This window comes from Paenibacillus sp. FSL R10-2736 (assembly GCF_038000245.1).
Taxonomy (GTDB): domain Bacteria; phylum Bacillota; class Bacilli; order Paenibacillales; family Paenibacillaceae; genus Paenibacillus_AQ; species Paenibacillus_AQ phytohabitans.
In genome coordinates this window covers 4,732,619-4,752,811 of record NZ_JBBOBN010000001.1, presented here as the reverse complement: position 1 = coordinate 4,752,811, position 20,193 = coordinate 4,732,619, and the positions used below count along the sequence as shown (strand labels likewise).

Sequence of the window (20,193 nt, the reverse complement as noted above, 5' to 3'; positions counted from 1 at the left end):
GGAGCAAACAGGAATGAGATGGATCATCTATATTTTATTTGCAATACTCTATGGGCTGACAACGCTATATGGGCTGGGGCCGGTGCTGCTGGCTGACGGATCGTTCCGGGAGCGGATGCTGACACTGGCCATTGTACTGCTGATCTATGCCGGAATTACCTGGTGGCTGCGGAGTTTGCTGAAGCGGCTGGGCAGACGTTGACAATCTTCCCCTGGCTAAACTATTATTTATAGGGATCGTAATTATTACGATTATAAAAGAGTCAGCGAGAGGGTTACGGCATTGAAAACCATGAAACGTGGCGATTTCATCATGATCCTGGTCGTATTGCTTGCCGCCGGTTCCATTTACGGCTATAAGTGGTTCTCGAATCACAATGAGCATTATGCACAGGGAGATCTGAAGGCTGTTATTACAGTGAACGGCAAGGCGTACAAGACGGTAAACCTGACCAAGGAAGAACAGATTATAGACATCCGTACCAAGTTCGGCCACAATACCCTGAAGGTGTTCGACTATGGGATACAGATGACTTACTCGGATGCTCCCCTGACCATTGCGCTGGATATGGGGTTCATCTCCAGGCCCAAACAGCAGATTATCTGTATTCCGGCCCGGCTTCTCATTGAGGTCGTAAATCCCGGTTCATCCATTGATGACGATGATGCGCTGGATGCGGTGATCTAAGCTGGCACTCAAGGCTGCAGCTCCTCCCAGGCCGCTGCGGCGTCGGCACTAGTGTATACATAAGGTGTGGACGGCTCAGGAACTGCGGTTAGGACTTCCGGAGTAATCTGCAGTGTCTCCACTCCCTGATAGAGCACCACATGAAGCTTGCCCCGAACCTCAATCCAGGTATCGGCGGGCAGGCTTATTTGTGTTCCCGGCTTCAGCAGAATACCGAACGGAGTGGCATCCGCCGTGCAGCACTGGACGAGGAACCGGCTGACCGCATAGCTGGACTGGCCCGCACCCTGCGGCTCGCGGTAGAGGAAGCCGGATACCGAGATTTCCCGGCCCTCAAACTGTGATTTATACAGGTTGATTGCGCCCAGGGTCTCGGAAAAAATCTCCGGGTATACAGGAATAACGGACTCTCCGTACAGCTTGCCGGCCAGCTCGGCAAATTCCGCCTCATAGGGGTTAGAAGGGGTAAACTTCGCGCCGCTGCCGGACTCTGCGGCCGTATAAGACAAGGTGAGGCCTTTCCTGGCTGCTGCGGCACTGCCCAGCGCGCGGTCAGGCAGGAGGAATCCTAGCAGCAACGGAAGCAGGAACAGGCTGTACAGTGCCGAGCTGCCCAGCCCGGACCGGGGAAGGCGGTGCTCGCAGTCGCACAGGACAGTGCTTTTGCCAAGAACGGCTTGAAGCCCGAGACTAAGCGCCATCAGGGAGAGCGGAACCGGACACAGTCTGATCCAGCGCGCCAGCTTGGGGGCAACGTAGTAATGAAGCGCGTCCTGCTGGACCAGATGTCCGATATAGAGGGCGAAGGCGAGCAGAATAACCGCCCTCAGTAAATAGTGAAACCGGATGCTCCGGGCATTATTCATACGGAACCTCCTAAGAGTTTGTGAGGGTTGCTCCCTGAGTTTCTGCGGACAAACTGCATCGGAAGCATATGCTGAGTTTGTGAGGGTTGCTACAGCCAGAGTGAAGCCAGCACCGAGCCGGTGAAGACGGCCGAGACAATCAGGAAGAACAGATAAAGCGCGAATCTGGTTTTGAACAGCGACAGCAGCATCAGCGAGTTTTTGAAGTCGAGCATCGGGCCCAGCACCATGAACGCCAGCAGTGATCCGGCCGGGAAGGAATGCAGGAAGGTAGAGGCGACAAAGGCATCTGAGGTGGAGCAGAGCGAGAGTACAAAGGCCAGCCCCATCATGAACAGGTAGGAGCCCAGCGGGCGCTCTCCGATAGCGGTCAGGCTGCCGTGATTCATGAAGGTTTGGATACCGGCGGTTAACAGGCAGCCGATGATCAGATATTTGCCCATTTCAAAAAACTCATCCGACGTATGCACAAAGACAGCGACTACCCGCCCGCCGCGGGTGGTGCCGTGATGCTCCTCGCCCCCCTCGCGCGGGATGGACAGACGCAGCGGTGATTTGCGGATGGTGGCATAGATGACAAGGCCGATTAGGGCGGATACGGCAAAAGCCAGTCCCATCCGCGCATAGGCCAGTTCCGGATGGGAACGGAAGGCCGTCAGGGTGGCCCCGTAGACGACCGGATTCAGGATCGGACCGGACAGGATGAAGACGATGGCGACGTAGAGCGGCATGCCTTTGTGCATTAACCGGCGGACAAGCGGAATCATCCCGCATTCGCAGACGGGGAAAATGATCCCGAGCAGGCAGCCGAATAGAATAGCCGGAATAGGATGGCGCGGAATCCAGCGTGAGATCATCTCGTCCGGAACAAAGACGCGGAGCAGTGAGGAGAGCAGCGCACCCAGGAGCACGAACGGCAGGGCTTCGAGCAGAATGCCGAGAAACGCTGTTTTGAACGTGTCCACATACCCGTTGTTAAGCAGCTCCGGATGACCGGGGAGCCAGAGAATGCCAATCGTGAGCAGGAAGGCAGCGGGAATGAGCAGCGGCAGTATTTTGAACGGAGAAAAGGTTGTCAAAGGCTTCATCGGCTCCTTCCCGCGCCTGATATTAGCTGAACAAGGCTGCCCAGCGGCGGCTGACCGCCCTCTCGTCCAAATTCAGGCCGATGCACACAATGTAAGGCTGGCCCGGATAACGCGAGGCTTCCCAGGTTGTGCGGTGTCCCGCATATTGCACGAGCTGTACGGAATCCTGCTCCGCAAGCTGGACATGACCTTTGGCTCTAAGCAGACTGTCTCCCCATTCCCGGAAAAAAAGCTCCAGCTGCTCCCGGCGGATCCTTCCGTTCCCACCCTGCGGAACGGTCAGCGTAACTGCCGCTACCTGCGAATAGGAGGTGCTTGAGCCGGACTCGGGCTCCTGTACAGCAGTCGCGCTCCCCCCGTAGCCAGGACTGGTTCGTTTAAGCGATGTGCCGTTTATAGTACCAGGTCCGCGCTGCGGCGCAGGCCTCCGCAGTTCACGGGCGGCGATGCCTGCCAGCAGCGGGGCCAGATTAATCTGGCTGTAATGGGTAAAAACAATCTCAGATTCAGAGTTTTGCTTATAGACCATTTTCTCGATTTTCCATAGGGTTTCCGGTTCGACCAGATCGCTTTTGTTCACGATAATCAGATCGGCCACCGTGAGCTGCTTGCGCAGAGTGCGGACCAGCTGTTTATCGGCGGAGAAGCGGCTGTTATAGTCCAGCGCATTCTCGGCGTCGAGCAGCGTGATGGTAAAGTGCAGCTTCAGCCGGTCTGCTAAAGGCATCTCCAGCAGCGATTTGGCAATTTCATCGGGGTCCGCTACGCCGGTAAGCTCGATGTAGATGATATCCGGACGGCGCGCCAGCAGGGCGGCCAGGCTGCGCGGCAGCTCTTCCTTGCGGCTGCAGCATACACAGCCGTCCAGCAGCTTTTCCACACTAGTGCCGGTATTCTCCTGCAGAATATAGCCGTCGACATCCTTTTTCCCCAGCTCATTCATGACTACGCCGGGATTCAGCCCCCGCCGCTTGCTCTCCTTCAGCAGACTTAACAGCAGAGTAGTTTTTCCGCTCCCCAGAAATCCGCTCAGTATGATCACAGGTATCTTCATGGCTCACTCTCCCGCTTCGTTCTTGGAATTGCAAGAATCATATTTTCTTTGTAATACAACCTTCGATGCATCTCACCAGAGCAACCGTCTGTTTCCTGCTGAAACGGCCCCGCTCTTGAAGGAGGCCAAGCCGTTTTCACTTGTAATTCCATCTATACGTAATTCCTCCGCAGGAAAGACCACAATTCTAAGAGAGTTGAAATTTTGCGGATCACCAGTTGACAGCGGACAGGCGGAACATGTAGAATGTGTAAATCGTAATAATTACGATTAAATAAGAGGGAGTTGAATTCAGTGAGAGTAATCGTTACCTTGGCCTGCACAGAGACTGGCGACCGCAACTACACCACTACCAAGAATAAGAGAACCACGCCCGGACGGCTTGAGATGAAGAAATACTGCCCGCGCCTGAAGCGTGTAACGCTGCACCGTGAGACCCGCTAAGGATGCTGAGCGGTAACTTGGGAAGGAAGAAGTTCTGATAGACGGGCGGCGGGTGCGCTGCTGTCCTAAACTAAATTTGTGTAAGGAGTAGATCAATGAAGAGAATTCCTGTTACTGTACTGAGCGGATACCTCGGTTCCGGCAAAACGACACTCCTCAATCACATTCTGCATAACCGCGATGGCCTGAAGGTGGCGGTCATTGTGAATGATATGAGTGAGGTGAACGTGGACGCAGGCCTGGTGAAATCCGGCAATACCCTCTCCCGGACAGAGGAGAAGCTGGTGGAAATGTCCAATGGCTGCATCTGCTGCACGCTTCGCGATGATCTGCTGCGGGAAGTGAATAATCTCGCGTCGGAAGGGCGTTTTGATTATATTCTGATCGAGTCTTCAGGCATCAGCGAGCCGGTTCCGGTAGCCCAGACCTTCACCTATGCGAACCCGGAGCTGGATATCGATCTTACTCAGCTTGCCAGACTGGACACGATGGTTACGGTAGTTGATGCCAACCGTTTCTGGCATGATTTTGCTTCGGGGGACAGTCTGCTTGACCGCAATATGACTGCGGGCGAAGGCGACTTCCGGGATATCGTTGATCTGCTGATTGACCAGATTGAGACCTGCGATGTGCTGCTGCTGAACAAATGCGATCTCGTGGACGAGCAGGAGCTGAACAAGCTGGAGGCTGTGCTGCGCAGGCTTCAACCGCGCGCGAAGATCATCCGTACGGTTAATGCGGAGGTCGACCCTTCAGAGATCCTGAATACAGGTCTGTTTGATTTCGAGCAGACCAGTCTGTCCTCCGGCTGGATCGCAGAGCTCGGCAAGGAGGAGCATACACCGGAGACGGAAGAATACGGCATCACCTCCTTTGTCTACCGGCGCAGAACGCCGTTCCATCCGCAGCGGCTGAGCTTCCTCTTCAGCAACTGGCCGGCCGAGGTAGTCCGGGCCAAAGGTCTGGTCTGGCTGGCCGCGCGCGGGGATCTGGCCGCAACGCTCAGCCAGGCGGGACCGTCCATTCAGTTCGGTCCGGCCGGTTATTGGCTGGCGACGATGCCGGAGGACCAGCAGCAGGAGGTGCTGGCCGCCGAGCCGGATGTGAAGGCGAAGTGGGACGGGCAGTGGGGCGACCGGCTGAACGAGATCGTGTTCATCGGTGTCAGCATGAACTGTGCAGACATCGAAGCCCGGCTGGACCGCTGCCTGCTGAGCGCGGAAGAAATGCAGCTGGACTGGAATGAGTTCAACAATCCGCTGCCATGGCCGGTAGAGGAGCTGCTTGCTGCCGGGCAGGAATAGAGGGCTGAGGAGGAGCGTGCAGCGGGCGGAAGGTTAGGGTTTAAGAATTGAACTCTAACTCGGGTGATACAGGGGATTTCTATCCGGGTGGAATACAAGACGGGTATCTGGAGTAACGGTTGGAATGCAAGACGAGCATCTAATTTCGCGGAAGAGCCGGAATCGGGACTGTCGGTTCCGGCTTTTTGCTGCCTAGATTACGGTGTTAATCAGTTTGATTACGATTAATTTTCGATTTCGGGTTTACAGATCGTAATTATTACGATAATATCAATGGAGTCAAAACGTAATTATTACGAATAAATTCATTATCTGCGAATGTTAATAGACTTTGCCGGTGCATCAGCTCCGTCTGAAGTTGAATGAAGAAGGGAAGACGATACGTTATGATTTTGTCATCCATGCAGGATGTTGTGTTCGGCTACGGGAACGAGCCGGTCATTGACCGCTTGTCGCTGGATATTGAAGCCGGGCAGTTCATCGGGATCACCGGCCCCAACGGAGCGGCGAAGACAACGCTGCTCAAGCTTATGCTGGGCCTGCTGAAGCCTTGGAGCGGAACAGTCTCCCTGAACAAGGAGCTTACCGGCGGGGGCGGGCTGGTGATCGGTTATGTGCCGCAGCAAGTTGCCTCTTTCAATGCCGGATTCCCCAGCAAGGTCATCGAGCTGGTCCGTTCCGGCTGCTACTCCAGGCTGGGATTGTTCCGCCGCTTCACGAAGGAACAGGAAGCGCTGGTGGAGAGCAGCCTGCGTCAGGTCGATATGTGGGAGTACCGCAACCGCAGAATCGGCGAGCTGTCCGGCGGGCAGAAGCAGCGGATCTGCATCGCCCGGGCGCTTGCTCAGCAGCCGCAGGTGCTGGTGCTGGATGAGCCGGCAACCGGCATGGATACTGCCAGCCGCAGCGGCTTCTACAAGCTGATGCGGCATTATGTCAGCCAGCATGGCCGCACCGTCATTATGGTTACACATGGCCTGGAAGAGACAAGATCCTATCTGGATACGGTGATCAGCCTGGAACGGCAGGAACAGGAGGGCTGGACATGCTTGGTTACGAATTCATGCAGCGTGCATTTTGGGCAGGAGGCCTGATCGGCATTATTGGTCCGCTGCTTGGCGTATATCTGATGCTGCGCAGGCAGGTGCTGATGGCGGACACCCTGTCCCATGTCTCACTTGCAGGTGTGGCGCTGGGTTCAGTCCTGCAGTGGAACCCGGCCATCAGCGGTTTCGCTGTGGCCGTAGCCGGAGGGCTGGTTATCGAGCAGCTGCGCCGTTCTTACCGTACATACAGTGAGCTTCCGGTAGCTATTATCATGACCTCCGGCCTGGCGCTGGCCGTCGTGCTGATGAGCCTGAAGCAGAACCTGACCAAGAGCTTCAGCTCTTACCTGTTCGGCTCCATCGTTGCCGTGAGTGAAACCCAGCTTAAGCTGATTGCCATCGTGGCCGCCGCCGGACTCGTCTACTTCATTGTGCTGCGCCGGCCGCTGTACAACCTGACATTTGACGAGGAGACCGCCAGCATCGGCGGAGTCCATACCGGATTACTGTCCTTCTCGTTCGCCGTTCTTACAGGCATGACCGTTGCCGCAGCCATGCCTGTTGTAGGTGTGCTGCTGGTATCCGCTCTTATTGTGCTTCCGGCATCTATTGCGCTGCGGATTGCGTCCGGTTTTACCGCAGCCATTCTGATTTCAGTCGGTGTCGGCTTGACCGGCGTGTTTAGCGGCTTAACGGCTTCGTATTATATCAACACGCCTCCCGGAGGCACGATTGCACTTATTCTGCTCGTATTTTTGCTAATTGCCATTGCTGTGCAACGGCGGATTACCTTGAAAAACCGCCGCAACATAAGAAGTACTAAAGAAATTAACAAAAAGTGAAAGAAGCGGAGGGGAAATTTGGAACTGTAGGAGCGATAGCGACCGCCTTTGTCAACGGATTTCAACCGCGAACAGCGGTATAGATCAAGAAATCTGGTGACAACAGCGGCCGGAAGTCCAAATGTTCACCGCAGTGACGACTAAGCTTTCTAGTTCAAATCTTAAGTACGTCTTATATACATTCATAAATCTACAACCATTTAAGAAAAGGGGTCTCCAAAAAATATGATGAATTCCAAATCAAAGTCCAAATTCAAAATCCGCCACCTTGCTGTCTTGTCTCTCACCGCTACGCTTATTGTCTCCGGCTGCGGAAACAATACTGCAGGCAATGCTGCCTCTACCGGCAGCCCTGCTAACGCCCCGTCCTCTGCGGCTGCAGCTACAACCGTACCTGCGGCGGACAAGCTGAATATTAAGGTCAGCTTCTATCCGATGTATGAATTCACGAAGAATATTACCGGTGAGCTTGCGGATGTGGAAGTGCTGATTCCGGCCGGCACCGAGCCGCATGACTGGGAGCCGACCGCTAAGGATATGGCTGAGATTTCTGATGCGGATGTGCTTGTCTATAACGGAGCCGGTATGGAAGGCTGGGCGCAGCAGGTTGTGGACGGGGCTTCCGGCAGCAAACTGATTACCATTGAAGCCAGTAAAGGGCTGGAAATCATGGAAGGAACGGAAGAGGAAGAGGGACATGACCATGACCATGAGCATGCCCATGAAGAAGGCACAGTGTCCGGCGAGGCTGGTCACGATCACGAACATGACCACGAGGATGAACATGGGGAAGAAGCACATGCCGGAGATGGCCATGATCACGGCGGCCTTGATCCGCATGTGTGGCTCGCCCCGGCTATGGCGATCCAGGAGGTCCGCACGATTGTAGCGGCTTTATCCGCAGCCTCGCCTGAGAATGCAGCAGCCTTCAAAATGAATAGCGAAGCCTATATCGCCAAGCTGCAGCAGCTGGACCAGGAGTTCAAAGACGGGCTGAAGGATACGAAACGAAAGGACTTTATTACCCAGCATGCCGCTTTCGGATACCTGGCCCGTGAATATGGCTTAACTCAAGTGCCTATCGCCGGGTTGTCACCGGAGCAGGAGCCTTCCGCTGCTCAAATGGCAGAGATCGTAGAATTTGCCAAGGCGAATAACGTAAAAACGATCTTTTTCGAAACTCTGGTATCCTCCAGTGTGGCTGACACTATTGCCCAGGAAATTGGGGCCAAGACAGCTGTACTGAATCCGATTGAAGGACTGACGGAGGAAGATAGCAGGAATAATCTGGATTACTTGGGCGTTATGCGCCAGAATCTTGAAGCTCTGAGCGCGGCGCTGAACGAATAAGAAGAAGAGAGGCTGATCCATACAATGGCTAAGAAATCGAAGGTTGTCAAGGAACTGAAGCGGCAGGAGCTGGTGGCGAAATATGCGGACAAACGCAGAGAGCTGAAAGCGGCGGGAGATTATATGGCGTTGCAGAAGCTCCCCCGTGATTCCTCAGCTACCCGTCAAAAAAACCGGTGCACCGTCTCCGGCAGACCCCGGGGGTACTTAAGCAAATTCCATGTTTCCCGGATCGTCTTCCGCGAGCTCGCACTCCAGGGACAAATTCCCGGTATCACCAAGTCCAGCTGGTAGACCGTTAACTTCATAGATGCTCTGCCGCAAGACGGCTGATTCTCTGGGATACAGGGGACCAGCCGTTTTGCCATATTCATTGACTTTGCCTGATGCAGCGGAGTGAATTATGATAGAGGAAAAAGATATTCCGCAGCTGAAGGAGGCTTCTAATTGAGCTATACCGATACTTTTATCCGTGTTGCTGAAGATTGTCCGGCAGAAATTGGCATAACCCCGGTCTCGGGACGGCCGCTTCCGCCCGCTCATGTCATTCAATACCAGCTGCTGGCAGGTGCGCCTTACCACTATAACCATGAAGAGCTGCTGTATCAGGTCCATGTACGGCACAAAGGAATTCCCGAAGAAGAGCGGGACGCCCGCCGGGAAGAGATTTGGGCAGAGCTGTTCGCGAAGAATCATCCTTGCCTGCGGGCCTCCATGCTGCCCAAGAAGTACGGCTGGGGAGTCCACTATGATGCAGAAGGCAAAATCGCCTTGTACGCCAAAGAGTCTCCAGAGTACGATTATTATATTTCCAGCGGTGAAGCCGGGGTGAAGCTGCTGAATGCTATGCGCAGTAAGCGCCGCTGAGCAGGGAGCCGGGAGCGGGGAGCCAAAAGTACAGCATCACAATTTCCTGGATAGAAAGAAGGAAGCGTTATGTCACAGTATTGGAGTCAGCGGTTTGCCCGGGAGGGGATGATCTGGGGGAGCCGGCCCAGCCCGACTGCCGGGTGGGCCAAACAAAGGTTTATGGAAGACGGGGCGTCTTCCGTCCTGATTCCGGGTGCCGGTTACGGGCGGAACACCAAAGTGTTTGCCCCCGAATTTACCGTTTATGGCATAGAATTAAGTGAAGCCGCGCTGGAGCTGGCCGCAGAATGGGATCCCGGGACAACCTTTATCGCCGGATCTGCGCTGCAGCCGCAGCTTGAACATCCGGTGGATGCCGTGTATTGCTATGACGTGCTGCATCTATTCCTGGCAGATGACCGCCGCAGGCTGATTGAAGCGTGTCTTGAGCAGGTGCGCTCCGGAGGACTGCTCTATTTCACCAGCTTCTCCGATGAAGATCCCAATTATGGGTGTGGGAAGGAGCTTGAACCGGGCACTTATGAATACAAGGCAGATAAGTATGCCCATTTTTTTAGCGACGGCGATATAAGAGGGCATTTTGCCGGTACTGAGATTCTGGAGACGGGTGCATTTACCGAACCGCTGGAGAGTCCGCAGGGCGGGACCCATGAATACATACTAAGATACATTCTCGCACGCAAAAAATAAACAGGTGCAGGAGCGCAGCATCAAGAGGCCCTTCTCCAAACAGGAGGAGGGCCTTATTCAGACGTTTATTCAGGCGGTTACACTAGTGAAGCTCACAATCGGCGAACAGGATATGGCGCGGAATCCGGAAGAAATTCTCGGCTTTCTCCTGCAGCGCCAGCGTAGGCAGATGGCATTGGTGCAGCCACTTGCGGAAAGTGCCGGGATGGACACCGATCCAGATGCTGACATCAGTTACCGAGAAGTCATACACCATGCAGAGTCCGGTCAGGATAGCATTGCTTTGCGGTGAACGGGCAATCGTTCTTTTCATGAAACGGGACGGGGTCGGCTGGCACACAATCGGACTCTGCCGCAGAAGAGCTTCATTGAACAAGATATGGGACGGATAACCGAGCAGGCGGCAGACCTTGTCCAGATTGGTTCTGGAGGGAATGCGGCCTTCATACACCCATGCGCTTACGCTGCGCGAGGAAACGGATAGCTCTTCTGCAAGTCTGGAGAGCTTCATGTCCTTAGCCATCAGAATGGCCAGCAGAACGCGGTTGCGGATCTGGCTGCGCTTTGGCCGGCGGAATCTTTTGACACGTACACCTTGTCCAAGATATTTGCGGTTGATCAGAGACCAGGCCTGAATTTTATGTGGTTCTTGCTGATTCTTAGGCATAATTCCTCCGATATACTGAATTAATGAAGTGGTAATTCTTCTAGTTTAGCTGTATATGACTTTAACATTACACCAATGCTTTCGTCCAGATCAAATGCCTCCGTTTCGTGCAGCGCTAAGTTTCTTTCAGTAATGCTGTTGTTTATGATATATTTTTAGTAATCAAATTTATATTAATCAAGAGCTGGGAGCGAGATAGATGATCAAGCATATTGTATTCTTCAAATTAAAGGACCGGTCCCCGGACAAAGTACAAGAGACAGTAGCCGTTCTACGCAACATGGAAGGAAGAATTCCGCAGCTTATCTCTATTGAAGTAGGAGCTGATCTGATTCACTCCGAGCGTTCGTATGATATTGCCCTGGTTACCGTTGTAGCCTCCATGGAAGATTTACAGGCTTATCAGGTTCATCCGGCCCACAAGGAAGTTATCGCCCACATTAACGAAGTCAAAGATGTTTCTGTGGCTGTGGATTACGAGATTTAGGCAGCATATGATCTGCAAGGCTGGAACCCATTAAGTACGGAAAGCGGTGACGGTTATGCGTGAGCTTGAGTATCCAATGGAAGCGTTAACGTATCTGGTTGTATTTTTGGCGGCTTGCTTCATTATGCTGTTCTGGCTGAAGCGCCGGGGCAAACGCGGGAAGTAGCGGCAGTTATTGAGTGGCAGGTCAAATTACCGCAGGGTGGAGGGTCATCTGTGTATTATGTCAACCGGAAGCAAATTGAAACGATACTTGAACAAATCCCTGATCTGAATAACGGTCTCCGGCACGCGGCATCTTCCTGGGATGGCAGTACGATACTTGGTCTTGTACAGGAACGCTGCCTGCATCTGGCGGTAGAAGTGGTTACCGATGTGGGCAGCTGTCTGATCGACGGGTTCATTATGCGGGATGCCGGGAGCTATGAAGATATTATTTCCATTATTCATGAGGAAAAGGTGCTGGGTGACAGCGGGATTTACCCTGATCTGACTTCGCTGGTAGCCCTGCGCAAGCCTCTGGTTCAGGACTATTATGTGTGGGAACGAAAGGCACTGCATCCGCTGACGCTGGTGCTGCCGAATGTGCTGGAACAGTTCGCCTCCGAGGTGCGCGGCTATCTGGACCGGGAGCTGGGAATTGAAGTAACGGTGTAATCATAACGTAAAGTATGTAGTCAGACAGAAAGGAGGTCCTTTATGGCGAAGAAGGGTCAGGAAAGCGGTTCGACAAGGCGGATGATTATGACGCTGCTGAAGATGAAAGGGCCGCTGACAATCGGCGCTCTGGCGGAAGAGCTGGGCATTACCGAAATGGGCGTCCGCCGCCATGTGCTTCAACTGGAGCAGGAGTCGCTTGCCAAGACCAAGGTGGTGCGCCAGGCCATGGGACGTCCTATGCATGTATACTCACTTACCGAGCGGGCGGAAGATCATTTTCCCAAAAGCTATCACAATCTGGCGCTGGAGCTGCTGCGGGAGCTGGATCACGGGAGCGGGCTGGATGCGGTTAATGTGCTTTTTGAAGGCCGCAGGCGGCGTATGCTTGCCCAGTACACCCCTATGATGCAGAACCGCGATCTCGAGCAGCGTGTTGCCGAGCTGTCAGCGATTCAGAATGCCGGAGGGTATATGGCGGAATGGAGTAAGGAAGAGGACGGTTCGTATGTGATGCGTGAATTTAACTGTCCCATCCGCCAGGTCGCTACCCAGTACCGCAAGGCCTGCCAGTGCGAGCAGCATTTGTTCGAGGAATTGCTGGATGCGAAGGTTACCCGCAGTGAATGTATGGCGGAAGGCGGCCAATGCTGCCGTTATGCAATCACTCCGAACAAAAAGGAGAAAACTTCGGAAAACTCCAAATGATCAGTCACAGGACAAACTCTCTATGCTTATGATATACCAGAACTAGGCGATCGCCCGGGCGGCCGGGCAGAGGCACTTTGAATCCAAAGGAGAGATTGATGATGAAAAAGGATACCAAAAGCTTGCTCTGGGGTGTGCTTGCCGGCAGTGTGGTCGGAACGGTGACAGCATTGCTGTTCGCTCCTAAACCGGGTAAGGAGCTCCGTAAGGATATTGCCGAAGGAACGACTGAAGCGGTCGATAAGGTCCAGGAAATCGCTGTTCAGGCCAGTGAGAAGACTACAGAGATCTACGGCAAGGCTAAAGAAGCTGTAGTGTCGGTCGTCAGTGAAGTCAAAGAATGGAGCAAAGCCGTCACAGATACAGTTGAAGAAGCTAAGACGGCTACCGTAAGCGGAATTGCTGAAGAGGCTGTGGAAGCCTCAGAAGCGGATGAAGTTGCTGAAATTGCTGAGGCTGAAGAGGTTGTGCTGGAAGAGGAAGCCATTGAAGCTGAGATCGAAGCTGAATCAGACACGGATATTGCTGTAGCTGAAGAGGTTGTTGACGGCAAAAGTGAAGGCGAGCTTTCCTAAGCTTACCCAACAATAGAGGAGCCGCTTTCCGCAGACTGGCGGGAGGCGGCTTTTGCCGTTCCTGTCCCTCCCCAGGTCTGGCCTGTTCCGGCCCGGGGCTGTGCCTGATGAATCCCTTACTTGAACTAAGCCGGTAAATGGGGTATTATCTGCAATTGGGGCTGAAATCCTGGTACACTTTATTCCGGCCTTACATAAGCTACACAAAACAAGTTAAAGGATGCGGTGTGTTCGTGCAGCAAGCAATAGCTATATTAGACTCAGGTGTGGGAGGATTGACCGTTGTCAAGGAAGTGATGCGACAGCTCCCCAGGGAGAAAATCATCTATTTCGGCGATACGGCGAGAGCTCCGTACGGACCCCGTTCGACTGAGGAAGTGAAATTGTTCACTGAACAAATCGTGGACTACTTAATTCAATTTAATCCTAAAATGATTGTTATTGCCTGCAATACGGCAACAGCGGCAGCTCTTGATTATATCTCCGCCAAGGTAGCCATTCCTGTGATCGGAGTCATTCACCCCGGTGCCCGCGCAGCCATCAGCGCTTCCAAGAATGGCCAGGTCGGCGTCATCGGTACCATCGGTACGATCAAAAGCGGTGCATATACGGCGGCGCTGAAGCAGCTGTCACCGTTCGTCCAGGTGGTCAGCCAGGCCTGCCCGGCGCTTGTCCCCTTTGTAGAACAGGGCTTGTTCCGCTCGGAGGAGAGTCACCTTGCCGTAGCAGAGTCGCTGAACGGCATCAAATACGAGCCGATTGATACTCTGATTCTGGGCTGTACCCATTATCCGTTCCTGGTCGAGCCGATCGGTAAAGTAATGGGGCCGGGAGTCAAGCTGATCAGCTCGGCAGACGAGACGGCGCGGGAGATCAGCACCATTCTGTATGACAAAGGCCAGCTGGCGCGCGGGGATGAAAGCCCGATCCACCAATTCTTCTGCAGCGGCGATGCAGAGATGTTCCAGCGGATCGCCCGGGACTGGCTTGGCGAGCAGATTAGCCGTACCCCTGTAGTATGGCAGGTATCCTCGATGTAGGCTGGGATGCTCTCTGTGGTGAATTGAATAGGGACAAACCCCCAGGCATCACGGGGCGGATGTTACAAGCCGGGAGCGGGATTCCCGGCTTTTTGTATGTTCAAATCTTTCATGACATGGAGCTGCTGCTCATATACTAGGCTAGGGCTGTGTCCCGCCTGTATTCGCGGAGAGACCCGGACAGGCTGGAGGGGACGGCGGCTCAAGAGGGCCGGGAGGATGAGACATATGCAGCAATATATTGCCCGCAGGGGAGATACCGTAAGCCGTATAGCCGCAAGACAAGGACTGACACCGGAGCATGTCATTCAAGGGAATCCATGGGCTGGAAGCCAGCCTTATTTATATCCGGGGCAGGTGCTGTTCCTGCCGTCTGCTCCGCGTAAGCGTTATGCGGTGCAGGAAGGGGACGATGCACACAGCATCGCTTCCCTGTTCGGTGTGGGGATTGACGAACTGGAAATGCTGAATCCGGGGGTAAGCTCGGGGCGCATATGCCTGCCGGGCAAGGTGCTTGTGATTCCGGCCGCAGCCCGCCGTGAGGAAGTCTATCTTCGCGGTGAATACGGACCGGCTGACCAGGAGGCGGATACCGCCAGGCTGGCGGGTAAATATCCTTTTGTCAGCACTGAAACCATCGGCACCAGCGTGCTCGGCAAGCCAATCACTCTGCTGCGGATCGGCAGCGGTCCACGGCATCTGCATGTGAATGGCGCGCTGCATGCCAATGAATGGCTGACCGCGCCTTCGTTGATGCGCTTCATTGAAGAATACGCAGCAGCTTTTGCTACAGGCAGCGCGTGGCATGGCCATCAGCCAGCGGACTGGCACCGGGACTGGACGCTATGGGCGGTGCCGATGGCGAATCCCGATGGTGTCGAGCTGGTGCAGGAAGGCGCGCTGCCGGATCATCCTTATTATGCTGCGTTGATGAAATGGAACAGCGGCAGGCGCAGCTTCCGCCACTGGAAGGCCAACATCCGCGGCGTGGATCTTGGCGATCAGTTCCCCGCCCATTGGGAAGAGGAGCGCGACCGGCGGCAGGTTCCCGGTCCGGCTCCGCGGGATTACAGCGGGCATGCCCCGCTCTGTGAGCCGGAGGCAGCGGCGCTGGCGGCTCTGGCCGAGCGGATTCCCGGCGATGCGGCCGTATCCCTGCACAGCCAGGGTGCAGAGATTTACTGGAACTACCGGGGCTACGAGCCGCCGGAGAGTAAGCGGTGGGCAGCAGGGCTTGCGGCGGTGAGCGGCTACCGGGCCGTCGAGCTGACCGGCAGCGATGCCGGATACAAGGACTGGTTCATCCAGCGCTTCCGCAAGCCGGGATTCACGGTAGAGCTGGGCATAGGCAAGAATCCGCTGCCTGCGGCTGATTTTGAGGATATGGCCCTGGAGACCGGACTCATACTCGGGGCGATACTCTCAAATTTGAAATAATAATGAAACAATCTCTGCAAATTTGCGTAAGATAGCAGCAAAGGGCACGGCCGCAATCCTCCATATCGATCCTCCGCGGCTGTATCCTTTTTTATTGTATTGCGGGTTGGAGACAAGCTGGTTGGAGACAAATCGGGTCCATGGACCCGATTATTAGGCGCAATTATTAGGCGCAATAATTAGCTCAATAATAAACGCACAAAGAAATCGTTCCTTAAAGAGCGGGGGGCTAACACCTCCAATGCTTAAGGGGCGGTTTCTTTTTGTATTCGCTGGGGAGTAGGGGGAAATGAGGAGCAGAAATGTCTCTGATTCCGCTGGAAGTGGGCTGGATGAGTAAATGAGGGGCAGAAATGCCCCTGATTCCGCCGGAAGTGGGCTGGGTGGAGATAGATGAATGAGTTAGGATAAATTCACTGGAGACAGCCGCTTGGGTAGTGGCTTGCCAAAATTGGTTACTGGTGATGCAGGAGTGGGCACTCTAATGGAGAGACGCAGACTGAGAAGCGCTTATTTCACGAAAAAACCTAATAATGGGGCTGAAGCGGACTGAGATTCCGTTAATTTGTTCATTCGGGCTCAAGATGGGGGATATTCTGACACATAACGGAATCTGAGTCCGTTTGACAGGCGATTTCGCCTGATTCCATCATTTAGCGGAATCTCAGTCCTCATCACTAGCTGAACCGGGCTGAGGTTCAGCTAGTATACGCAAAGACAATGCACGCATGCAGAGCATACATACGTCCATTCCTCCACAAACCCACACCCACACACAAAGTGCCAACGTTACTCCAACGGCCTATACCAACTCCAGCTTTAGCTCTAGCTTCAACTCGAACTCCAGCTCTAGCTTCAACTCGAACACCAGCTCGAACCCCAACCCCAACCCCAACCTCAACCCCAACCCCAACCCCAACCCCAACCCCAACCCCAACCCCAACCCCAACCCCAACCCCAACCCCCTGAGTCTCCCGCCTAGGCATTTTATAGTCAAAATAATGCACATCAAGGCGTATGAAAGCTATACCGTACTCGCAAATGTCTCTTGCTAAAATTAGCGTATAGAAGAGTGGCGGACGGCTTCACGGAAAGAGGGCCGGCCGCCGGGAAAGTGAGGGCCACATGGAGAACGATACGTATACGCTGAAAAGTAAACAGATCCCGCTGAATTCCTCCTACGATGTCATTGTAGTCGGAGGCGGACCTGCGGGCTGCACTGCCGCAGCTGCGGCGGCAAGAGAAGGGGCGCGGACGCTGCTGGTCGAGGCGACCGGGAGCCTTGGCGGAATGGGAACCTCCGGCCTGGTGCCGGCCTGGTGCCCGTTCTCGGATAAAGAGAAGATGGTCTACCGTGGTCTCGCGGCCAAGGTATTCAATACCTTAAAGGCGCAAATGCTGCATGTCCGGGAGGATGCGATGGACTGGGTGCCGATCGAACCGGAGAAGCTCAAGCGGGTGTATGACGATCTCGTAACGGAGTCGGGTGCGCATGTCCTGTTCCTGACCGCGCTTGCGGATGTGGAGAGAGACGACCACGGCAACATCACAACACTACTCCTCCTGAACAAAGGCGGCCTGCAGGCCTTCCGCGCTGCCGTCTATGTCGATTGCACGGGAGACGGCGATGTCGCCGCATGGGCAGGCGCCGAGTACCAGATGGGGGACGAAGAGACCGGCGAGCTTCAGCCGGCTACCCATTGCTTCATCCTTGGCAACGTGGATGATTACGCGTATTTGAACGGGCCGAAGCTGCATGCGGAGAACCCGCACAGCCCGATCCATGAAGTGGTCCGTTCAGGGGAATACCCGGCAATTCCGGACACCCATCTGTGCAACAACATGGTAGCTCCGCGTGCCGTTGGCTTCAACGCCGGACATCTTTGGGGAGTCGATAACACGAATTCCTTCTCTGTATCCGGGGCGCTGGTTGAAGGACGCAAGATGGCGGCCGCCTACCGGGACATGCTCGCCGCTGTCCACCCCGCGGCCTTCGGCAACGCGGTGGTCATGAGCACAGGCACGCTGATCGGAACGCGGGAGTCCCGGCGGATTACCGGCGATTATGTCCTGACGGCGGAGGACTACATTTCCCGCAGAAGCTTCGACGATGAGATCTGCCGCAACAGCTACTTCATTGATGTGCACGGCACACAGAAGGAGCAGCAGAGCGGCACCGGGTCCAGCCAATCCATCACGCTCTACGGGCCGGGCGAATCGCATGGCATTCCGTACCGCTGCCTTACACCGCGCGGACTGCGCAATGTACTGGTCGCCGGCCGTTCCATCTCCTGCGACCGCAGGGTGCTCGGCAGTGTCCGGGTGATGCCGGTCTGCCTGGCGATGGGTGAAGCAGCCGGACTCGCTGCCGCACTGGCTGCCGCTCAGACCGGCGGCGACGTACATGCCGTTGATATCGCCCGTCTGCGCGGCCGCCTGCGGGAAGAAGGCGGCTATCTGCCGGACAACCAAGCTGAAACTGCAGGGGAGAGAATACAATGAGTGAATCTGCTGTTACCCGTAAGACAACCGGGGCTGAGCCCAAAACTTACTGGACACGCAAAAGAAGGGAGCAGCTGGCGGGGTGGCTCTTTATCGCTCCCGAAGTGATCGGTATGCTGGTGATCGCCGTGTTCCCGCTGCTGTTCAGTCTTTTCCTAAGCTTAACGGAGTGGAACCTGGTCGGAGGCTTGTCCGCGATCCATTTTGTCGGCCTGGACAACTTCATCGAGCTGTTCCGAGATAACCGCTTCCTGCTGGCACTGAAGAATAACGTGCTGTTTACGATCGGCACGGTGCCGGTCACGATGCTGCTGGGGGTGGTGCTCTCGGCGCTGATCCATAAGAAGCTGTATGCCAAAACCTTTTTCAAAGTAGCCTTCTTCGTGCCCTACATTTGTTCAACCGTCGCGATTGCCGCCGTCTGGCAGGCGCTTTATCACCCGTCCAAAGGGCCGATCAACCAGATTCTGATGCAGATCGGCTTGTCCGAGCCGCCGCGCTGGCTGGTCGATACCAGCTTCTCGCTGATCGCCATTATGATTATTTACGTCTGGCAGCTGCTGGGCTATCAGATCATCATCTTCCTGGCCGGCATGACGAATATTCCGGAAGAGCTGTATGAAGCCGCAACGATTGACGGTGCGAGCGGGATCGGACAGTTCCGGCGGATTACGCTGCCGCTGCTGGGTCCGACTACTTTTTTCCTGGCCATTACCAGCACAATTTCGTCCTTCAAAATCTTCGATATGATCAAGTTCCTGACGGACGGCGGTCCCAACTATTCCAGTACGGTCATCGTGTACCAGATTTATGAGGAAGGGTTCGAGCGCTTCAAAATGGGCTACGCCTCGGCAATGTCCTGGGTGCTGTTCCTCATCATTATGCTGGTTACGTCGATTACCTGGATGACACAGAACCGCAAAGTCCATTATTAGTCTACGGCGAAAGGAACTAAAGGCAATGACAATGAGAAAATTTAAGACCGGCAATCTGATCTTTACCGCCCTGTTCGCCCTGCTCTCGGTATTCTTTCTGATGCCGCTGGTCTGGATGCTGTCCGCAGCCTCCAAGACGGAGAAGGAGGTCTGGACCTTCCCGATTCAATGGATTCCGACCGACTGGAATCTGGTTGCTAACTTTAAGGCCGTGTGGATGGGCGACGTCGCGTTTGGACTATTTTATATGAATTCGATTAAAATCGCCCTGATATCCACCATAGCTACAATTGTGATATCGGCCATGGCAGGTTACGCGCTCGGCAAGCTTGATTTCAAGGGCAGAACCCTGATCTTCACCCTGATGCTGGCCTTCATGATGATTCCGGAGCAGGCGACACTCGTTCCGCGCTATATTATGATCAAGGAGCTGGGACTCTACGATTCGCATGCAGCGCTCATCCTGATGGGGATGTTCTCCAGTTACTTCACCTTCCTGCTGCGCCAGTTCATGATCGGCATTCATAATGATATGCTGGAAGCTGCCGAGCTCGACGGTGCCGGATTCTTCCGCATCTTCTGGAGTGTTGTACTGCCGCTAAGCCGGCCGATCCTGGCTACGGTAGGGATTATCAAGTTCATCTGGACGTGGAATGATTACCAGGGACCGCTGATTATGCTGAATTCGACCAAGCTGTATACCATTCCGCTGGGGATGCAATTCTTCAAGGAAGAGTTCGGCACGCAAATCTCCGTCATGATGATGGCTTCCGTAGCTGCGATTCTGCCGCTGCTTATCTTGTTCCTGGCCCTGCAAAAGCAAGTCATTGACGGGATTGCCATTGGCGGAGTCAAAGGTTAAAGTAATATCTCCGGGCAGCTATCCCTGCCCGGACCGGAAGGTCAAAAAAGTGTACGCGCACACCGCAAAGCTGTACACGGT

General features: G+C 54.5%; 23 protein-coding genes. 19 read left to right on the top strand and 4 right to left on the bottom strand.

What is annotated here, in order from left to right; translation table 11 throughout:
* Positions 1-13 precede the first annotated feature (13 nt).
* Both NSQ73_RS20620 and NSQ73_RS20615 read left to right on the top strand, forming a co-directional pair.
* The gene (locus tag NSQ73_RS20620; protein WP_042135652.1) at positions 14-202 is read left to right on the top strand and encodes a DUF6954 family protein; all 189 of its coding nucleotides are present in this window, start codon (positions 14-16) and stop codon (positions 200-202) included.
* 90 nt (positions 203-292) lie between these two features.
* The gene (locus NSQ73_RS20615; RefSeq protein ID WP_042219308.1) at positions 293-688 is read left to right on the top strand and encodes a NusG domain II-containing protein; all 396 of its coding nucleotides are present in this window, start codon (positions 293-295) and stop codon (positions 686-688) included.
* Between the two features lie 8 nt (positions 689-696).
* Here NSQ73_RS20615 and NSQ73_RS20610 read toward each other — a convergent pair whose 3' ends face one another.
* The 3 genes from NSQ73_RS20610 to NSQ73_RS20600 form a co-directional block, all read right to left on the bottom strand.
* The gene (locus NSQ73_RS20610) at positions 697-1,554 is read right to left on the bottom strand and encodes a TIGR03943 family putative permease subunit (protein ID WP_340987925.1); all 858 of its coding nucleotides are present in this window, start codon (positions 1,552-1,554) and stop codon (positions 697-699) included.
* 89 nt (positions 1,555-1,643) lie between these two features.
* Positions 1,644-2,642: a permease gene (locus NSQ73_RS20605; RefSeq protein ID WP_340987924.1), complete on the bottom strand. Its 999-nt coding sequence runs from the start codon at positions 2,640-2,642 to the stop codon at positions 1,644-1,646.
* A 22-nt stretch (positions 2,643-2,664) separates the two neighbouring features.
* Positions 2,665-3,696 carry a CobW family GTP-binding protein gene (locus NSQ73_RS20600; protein ID WP_042135657.1) on the bottom strand — a complete coding sequence of 344 codons (1,032 nt, stop codon included), beginning with the start codon at positions 3,694-3,696 and terminating at the stop codon, positions 2,665-2,667.
* A 294-nt stretch (positions 3,697-3,990) separates the two neighbouring features.
* Between NSQ73_RS20600 and rpmG the strand changes: the two genes are divergently transcribed.
* From rpmG to NSQ73_RS20560, 8 genes are all read left to right on the top strand, one after another.
* Positions 3,991-4,140, top strand: a complete 150-nt coding sequence (gene rpmG / locus NSQ73_RS20595; RefSeq protein ID WP_042135659.1) for a 50S ribosomal protein L33 — start codon at positions 3,991-3,993, stop codon at positions 4,138-4,140.
* A gap of 95 nt (positions 4,141-4,235) precedes the next feature.
* Positions 4,236-5,444 carry a GTP-binding protein gene (locus NSQ73_RS20590; RefSeq protein ID WP_340987922.1) on the top strand — a complete coding sequence of 403 codons (1,209 nt, stop codon included), beginning with the start codon at positions 4,236-4,238 and terminating at the stop codon, positions 5,442-5,444.
* Positions 5,445-5,830: 386 nt separating this feature from the next.
* On the top strand, positions 5,831-6,538 hold the full coding sequence (locus NSQ73_RS20585) for a metal ABC transporter ATP-binding protein (protein WP_171718471.1): 708 nt from the start codon (positions 5,831-5,833) through the stop codon (positions 6,536-6,538).
* Positions 6,484-7,332, top strand: a complete 849-nt coding sequence (locus NSQ73_RS20580; protein ID WP_340989343.1) for a metal ABC transporter permease — start codon at positions 6,484-6,486, stop codon at positions 7,330-7,332. The genes NSQ73_RS20585 and NSQ73_RS20580 overlap by 55 nt, the downstream gene beginning before the upstream one ends.
* A gap of 225 nt (positions 7,333-7,557) precedes the next feature.
* A complete protein-coding gene (locus NSQ73_RS20575; protein ID WP_340987921.1) occupies positions 7,558-8,682 on the top strand; it encodes a metal ABC transporter substrate-binding protein in 1,125 nt (374 codons plus the stop codon).
* A gap of 24 nt (positions 8,683-8,706) precedes the next feature.
* Positions 8,707-8,976: a 30S ribosomal protein S14 gene (gene rpsN, locus NSQ73_RS20570; protein WP_039308720.1), complete on the top strand. Its 270-nt coding sequence runs from the start codon at positions 8,707-8,709 to the stop codon at positions 8,974-8,976.
* 153 nt (positions 8,977-9,129) lie between these two features.
* Complete coding sequence (locus NSQ73_RS20565) at positions 9,130-9,549, top strand: DUF6157 family protein (RefSeq protein ID WP_039308721.1); 420 nt, start codon at positions 9,130-9,132, stop codon at positions 9,547-9,549.
* Between the two features lie 69 nt (positions 9,550-9,618).
* Positions 9,619-10,242, top strand: a complete 624-nt coding sequence (locus NSQ73_RS20560) for a class I SAM-dependent methyltransferase (protein WP_340987920.1) — start codon at positions 9,619-9,621, stop codon at positions 10,240-10,242.
* An 82-nt stretch (positions 10,243-10,324) separates the two neighbouring features.
* On the opposite strand, the gene NSQ73_RS20555 is transcribed toward NSQ73_RS20560, so the two are convergent.
* Entirely contained in the window at positions 10,325-10,909 is a 585-nt protein-coding gene (locus NSQ73_RS20555; protein WP_039308727.1) for a helix-turn-helix domain-containing protein, read from the bottom strand.
* Between the two features lie 199 nt (positions 10,910-11,108).
* Here NSQ73_RS20555 and NSQ73_RS20550 point away from each other — a divergent pair, with 199 nt between their 5' ends.
* From NSQ73_RS20550 to NSQ73_RS20510, 9 genes are all read left to right on the top strand, one after another.
* Positions 11,109-11,396 carry a Dabb family protein gene (locus tag NSQ73_RS20550; RefSeq protein WP_039308729.1) on the top strand — a complete coding sequence of 96 codons (288 nt, stop codon included), beginning with the start codon at positions 11,109-11,111 and terminating at the stop codon, positions 11,394-11,396.
* A gap of 216 nt (positions 11,397-11,612) precedes the next feature.
* Positions 11,613-12,053 carry a DUF86 domain-containing protein gene (locus NSQ73_RS20545; RefSeq protein WP_340987919.1) on the top strand — a complete coding sequence of 147 codons (441 nt, stop codon included), beginning with the start codon at positions 11,613-11,615 and terminating at the stop codon, positions 12,051-12,053.
* 42 nt (positions 12,054-12,095) lie between these two features.
* Positions 12,096-12,761, top strand: coding sequence for a helix-turn-helix transcriptional regulator (locus NSQ73_RS20540; protein ID WP_171718466.1), 666 nt, complete (start codon positions 12,096-12,098; stop codon positions 12,759-12,761).
* Between the two features lie 98 nt (positions 12,762-12,859).
* The gene (locus tag NSQ73_RS20535; RefSeq protein WP_340987918.1) at positions 12,860-13,336 is read left to right on the top strand and encodes a YtxH domain-containing protein; all 477 of its coding nucleotides are present in this window, start codon (positions 12,860-12,862) and stop codon (positions 13,334-13,336) included.
* 233 nt (positions 13,337-13,569) lie between these two features.
* Complete coding sequence (gene racE / locus NSQ73_RS20530; RefSeq protein WP_039308737.1) at positions 13,570-14,376, top strand: glutamate racemase; 807 nt, start codon at positions 13,570-13,572, stop codon at positions 14,374-14,376.
* A gap of 228 nt (positions 14,377-14,604) precedes the next feature.
* Positions 14,605-15,813: a M14 family zinc carboxypeptidase gene (locus tag NSQ73_RS20525; RefSeq protein WP_340987917.1), complete on the top strand. Its 1,209-nt coding sequence runs from the start codon at positions 14,605-14,607 to the stop codon at positions 15,811-15,813.
* Positions 15,814-16,938: 1,125 nt separating this feature from the next.
* Positions 16,939-18,315 (top strand): FAD-dependent oxidoreductase, encoded by a 1,377-nt coding sequence (locus NSQ73_RS20520; protein ID WP_340987916.1) that lies wholly within the window; start codon positions 16,939-16,941, stop codon positions 18,313-18,315.
* Complete coding sequence (locus tag NSQ73_RS20515) at positions 18,312-19,250, top strand: carbohydrate ABC transporter permease (protein ID WP_076244203.1); 939 nt, start codon at positions 18,312-18,314, stop codon at positions 19,248-19,250. Before NSQ73_RS20520 ends, NSQ73_RS20515 begins: the two co-directional genes overlap by 4 nt.
* Before the next feature lie 25 nt (positions 19,251-19,275).
* Positions 19,276-20,112 carry a carbohydrate ABC transporter permease gene (locus NSQ73_RS20510; protein ID WP_171718460.1) on the top strand — a complete coding sequence of 279 codons (837 nt, stop codon included), beginning with the start codon at positions 19,276-19,278 and terminating at the stop codon, positions 20,110-20,112.
* The last annotated feature ends 81 nt before the right edge of the window (positions 20,113-20,193 follow it).

Excerpts from the sequence above, each read along its gene's own strand:
- NSQ73_RS20620 (WP_042135652.1), top strand. The coding sequence starts at position 14 with ATGAGATGGATCATCTATATTTTATTTGCAATACTCTATGGGCTGACA.
- NSQ73_RS20615 (WP_042219308.1), top strand. The coding sequence starts at position 293 with ATGAAACGTGGCGATTTCATCATGATCCTGGTCGTATTGCTTGCCGCC.
- NSQ73_RS20610 (WP_340987925.1), bottom strand. The coding sequence starts at position 1,554 with ATGAATAATGCCCGGAGCATCCGGTTTCACTATTTACTGAGGGCGGTT.
- NSQ73_RS20605 (WP_340987924.1), bottom strand. The coding sequence starts at position 2,642 with ATGAAGCCTTTGACAACCTTTTCTCCGTTCAAAATACTGCCGCTGCTC.
- NSQ73_RS20600 (WP_042135657.1), bottom strand. The coding sequence starts at position 3,696 with ATGAAGATACCTGTGATCATACTGAGCGGATTTCTGGGGAGCGGAAAA.
- NSQ73_RS20590 (WP_340987922.1), top strand. The coding sequence starts at position 4,236 with ATGAAGAGAATTCCTGTTACTGTACTGAGCGGATACCTCGGTTCCGGC.
- NSQ73_RS20585 (WP_171718471.1), top strand. The coding sequence starts at position 5,831 with ATGATTTTGTCATCCATGCAGGATGTTGTGTTCGGCTACGGGAACGAG.
- NSQ73_RS20575 (WP_340987921.1), top strand. The coding sequence starts at position 7,558 with ATGATGAATTCCAAATCAAAGTCCAAATTCAAAATCCGCCACCTTGCT.
- rpsN (WP_039308720.1), top strand. The coding sequence starts at position 8,707 with ATGGCTAAGAAATCGAAGGTTGTCAAGGAACTGAAGCGGCAGGAGCTG.
- NSQ73_RS20560 (WP_340987920.1), top strand. The coding sequence starts at position 9,619 with ATGTCACAGTATTGGAGTCAGCGGTTTGCCCGGGAGGGGATGATCTGG.
- NSQ73_RS20555 (WP_039308727.1), bottom strand. The coding sequence starts at position 10,909 with ATGCCTAAGAATCAGCAAGAACCACATAAAATTCAGGCCTGGTCTCTG.
- NSQ73_RS20550 (WP_039308729.1), top strand. The coding sequence starts at position 11,109 with ATGATCAAGCATATTGTATTCTTCAAATTAAAGGACCGGTCCCCGGAC.
- NSQ73_RS20540 (WP_171718466.1), top strand. The coding sequence starts at position 12,096 with ATGGCGAAGAAGGGTCAGGAAAGCGGTTCGACAAGGCGGATGATTATG.
- NSQ73_RS20535 (WP_340987918.1), top strand. The coding sequence starts at position 12,860 with ATGATGAAAAAGGATACCAAAAGCTTGCTCTGGGGTGTGCTTGCCGGC.
- NSQ73_RS20525 (WP_340987917.1), top strand. The coding sequence starts at position 14,605 with ATGCAGCAATATATTGCCCGCAGGGGAGATACCGTAAGCCGTATAGCC.
- NSQ73_RS20520 (WP_340987916.1), top strand. The coding sequence starts at position 16,939 with ATGGAGAACGATACGTATACGCTGAAAAGTAAACAGATCCCGCTGAAT.
- NSQ73_RS20515 (WP_076244203.1), top strand. The coding sequence starts at position 18,312 with ATGAGTGAATCTGCTGTTACCCGTAAGACAACCGGGGCTGAGCCCAAA.
- NSQ73_RS20510 (WP_171718460.1), top strand. The coding sequence starts at position 19,276 with ATGACAATGAGAAAATTTAAGACCGGCAATCTGATCTTTACCGCCCTG.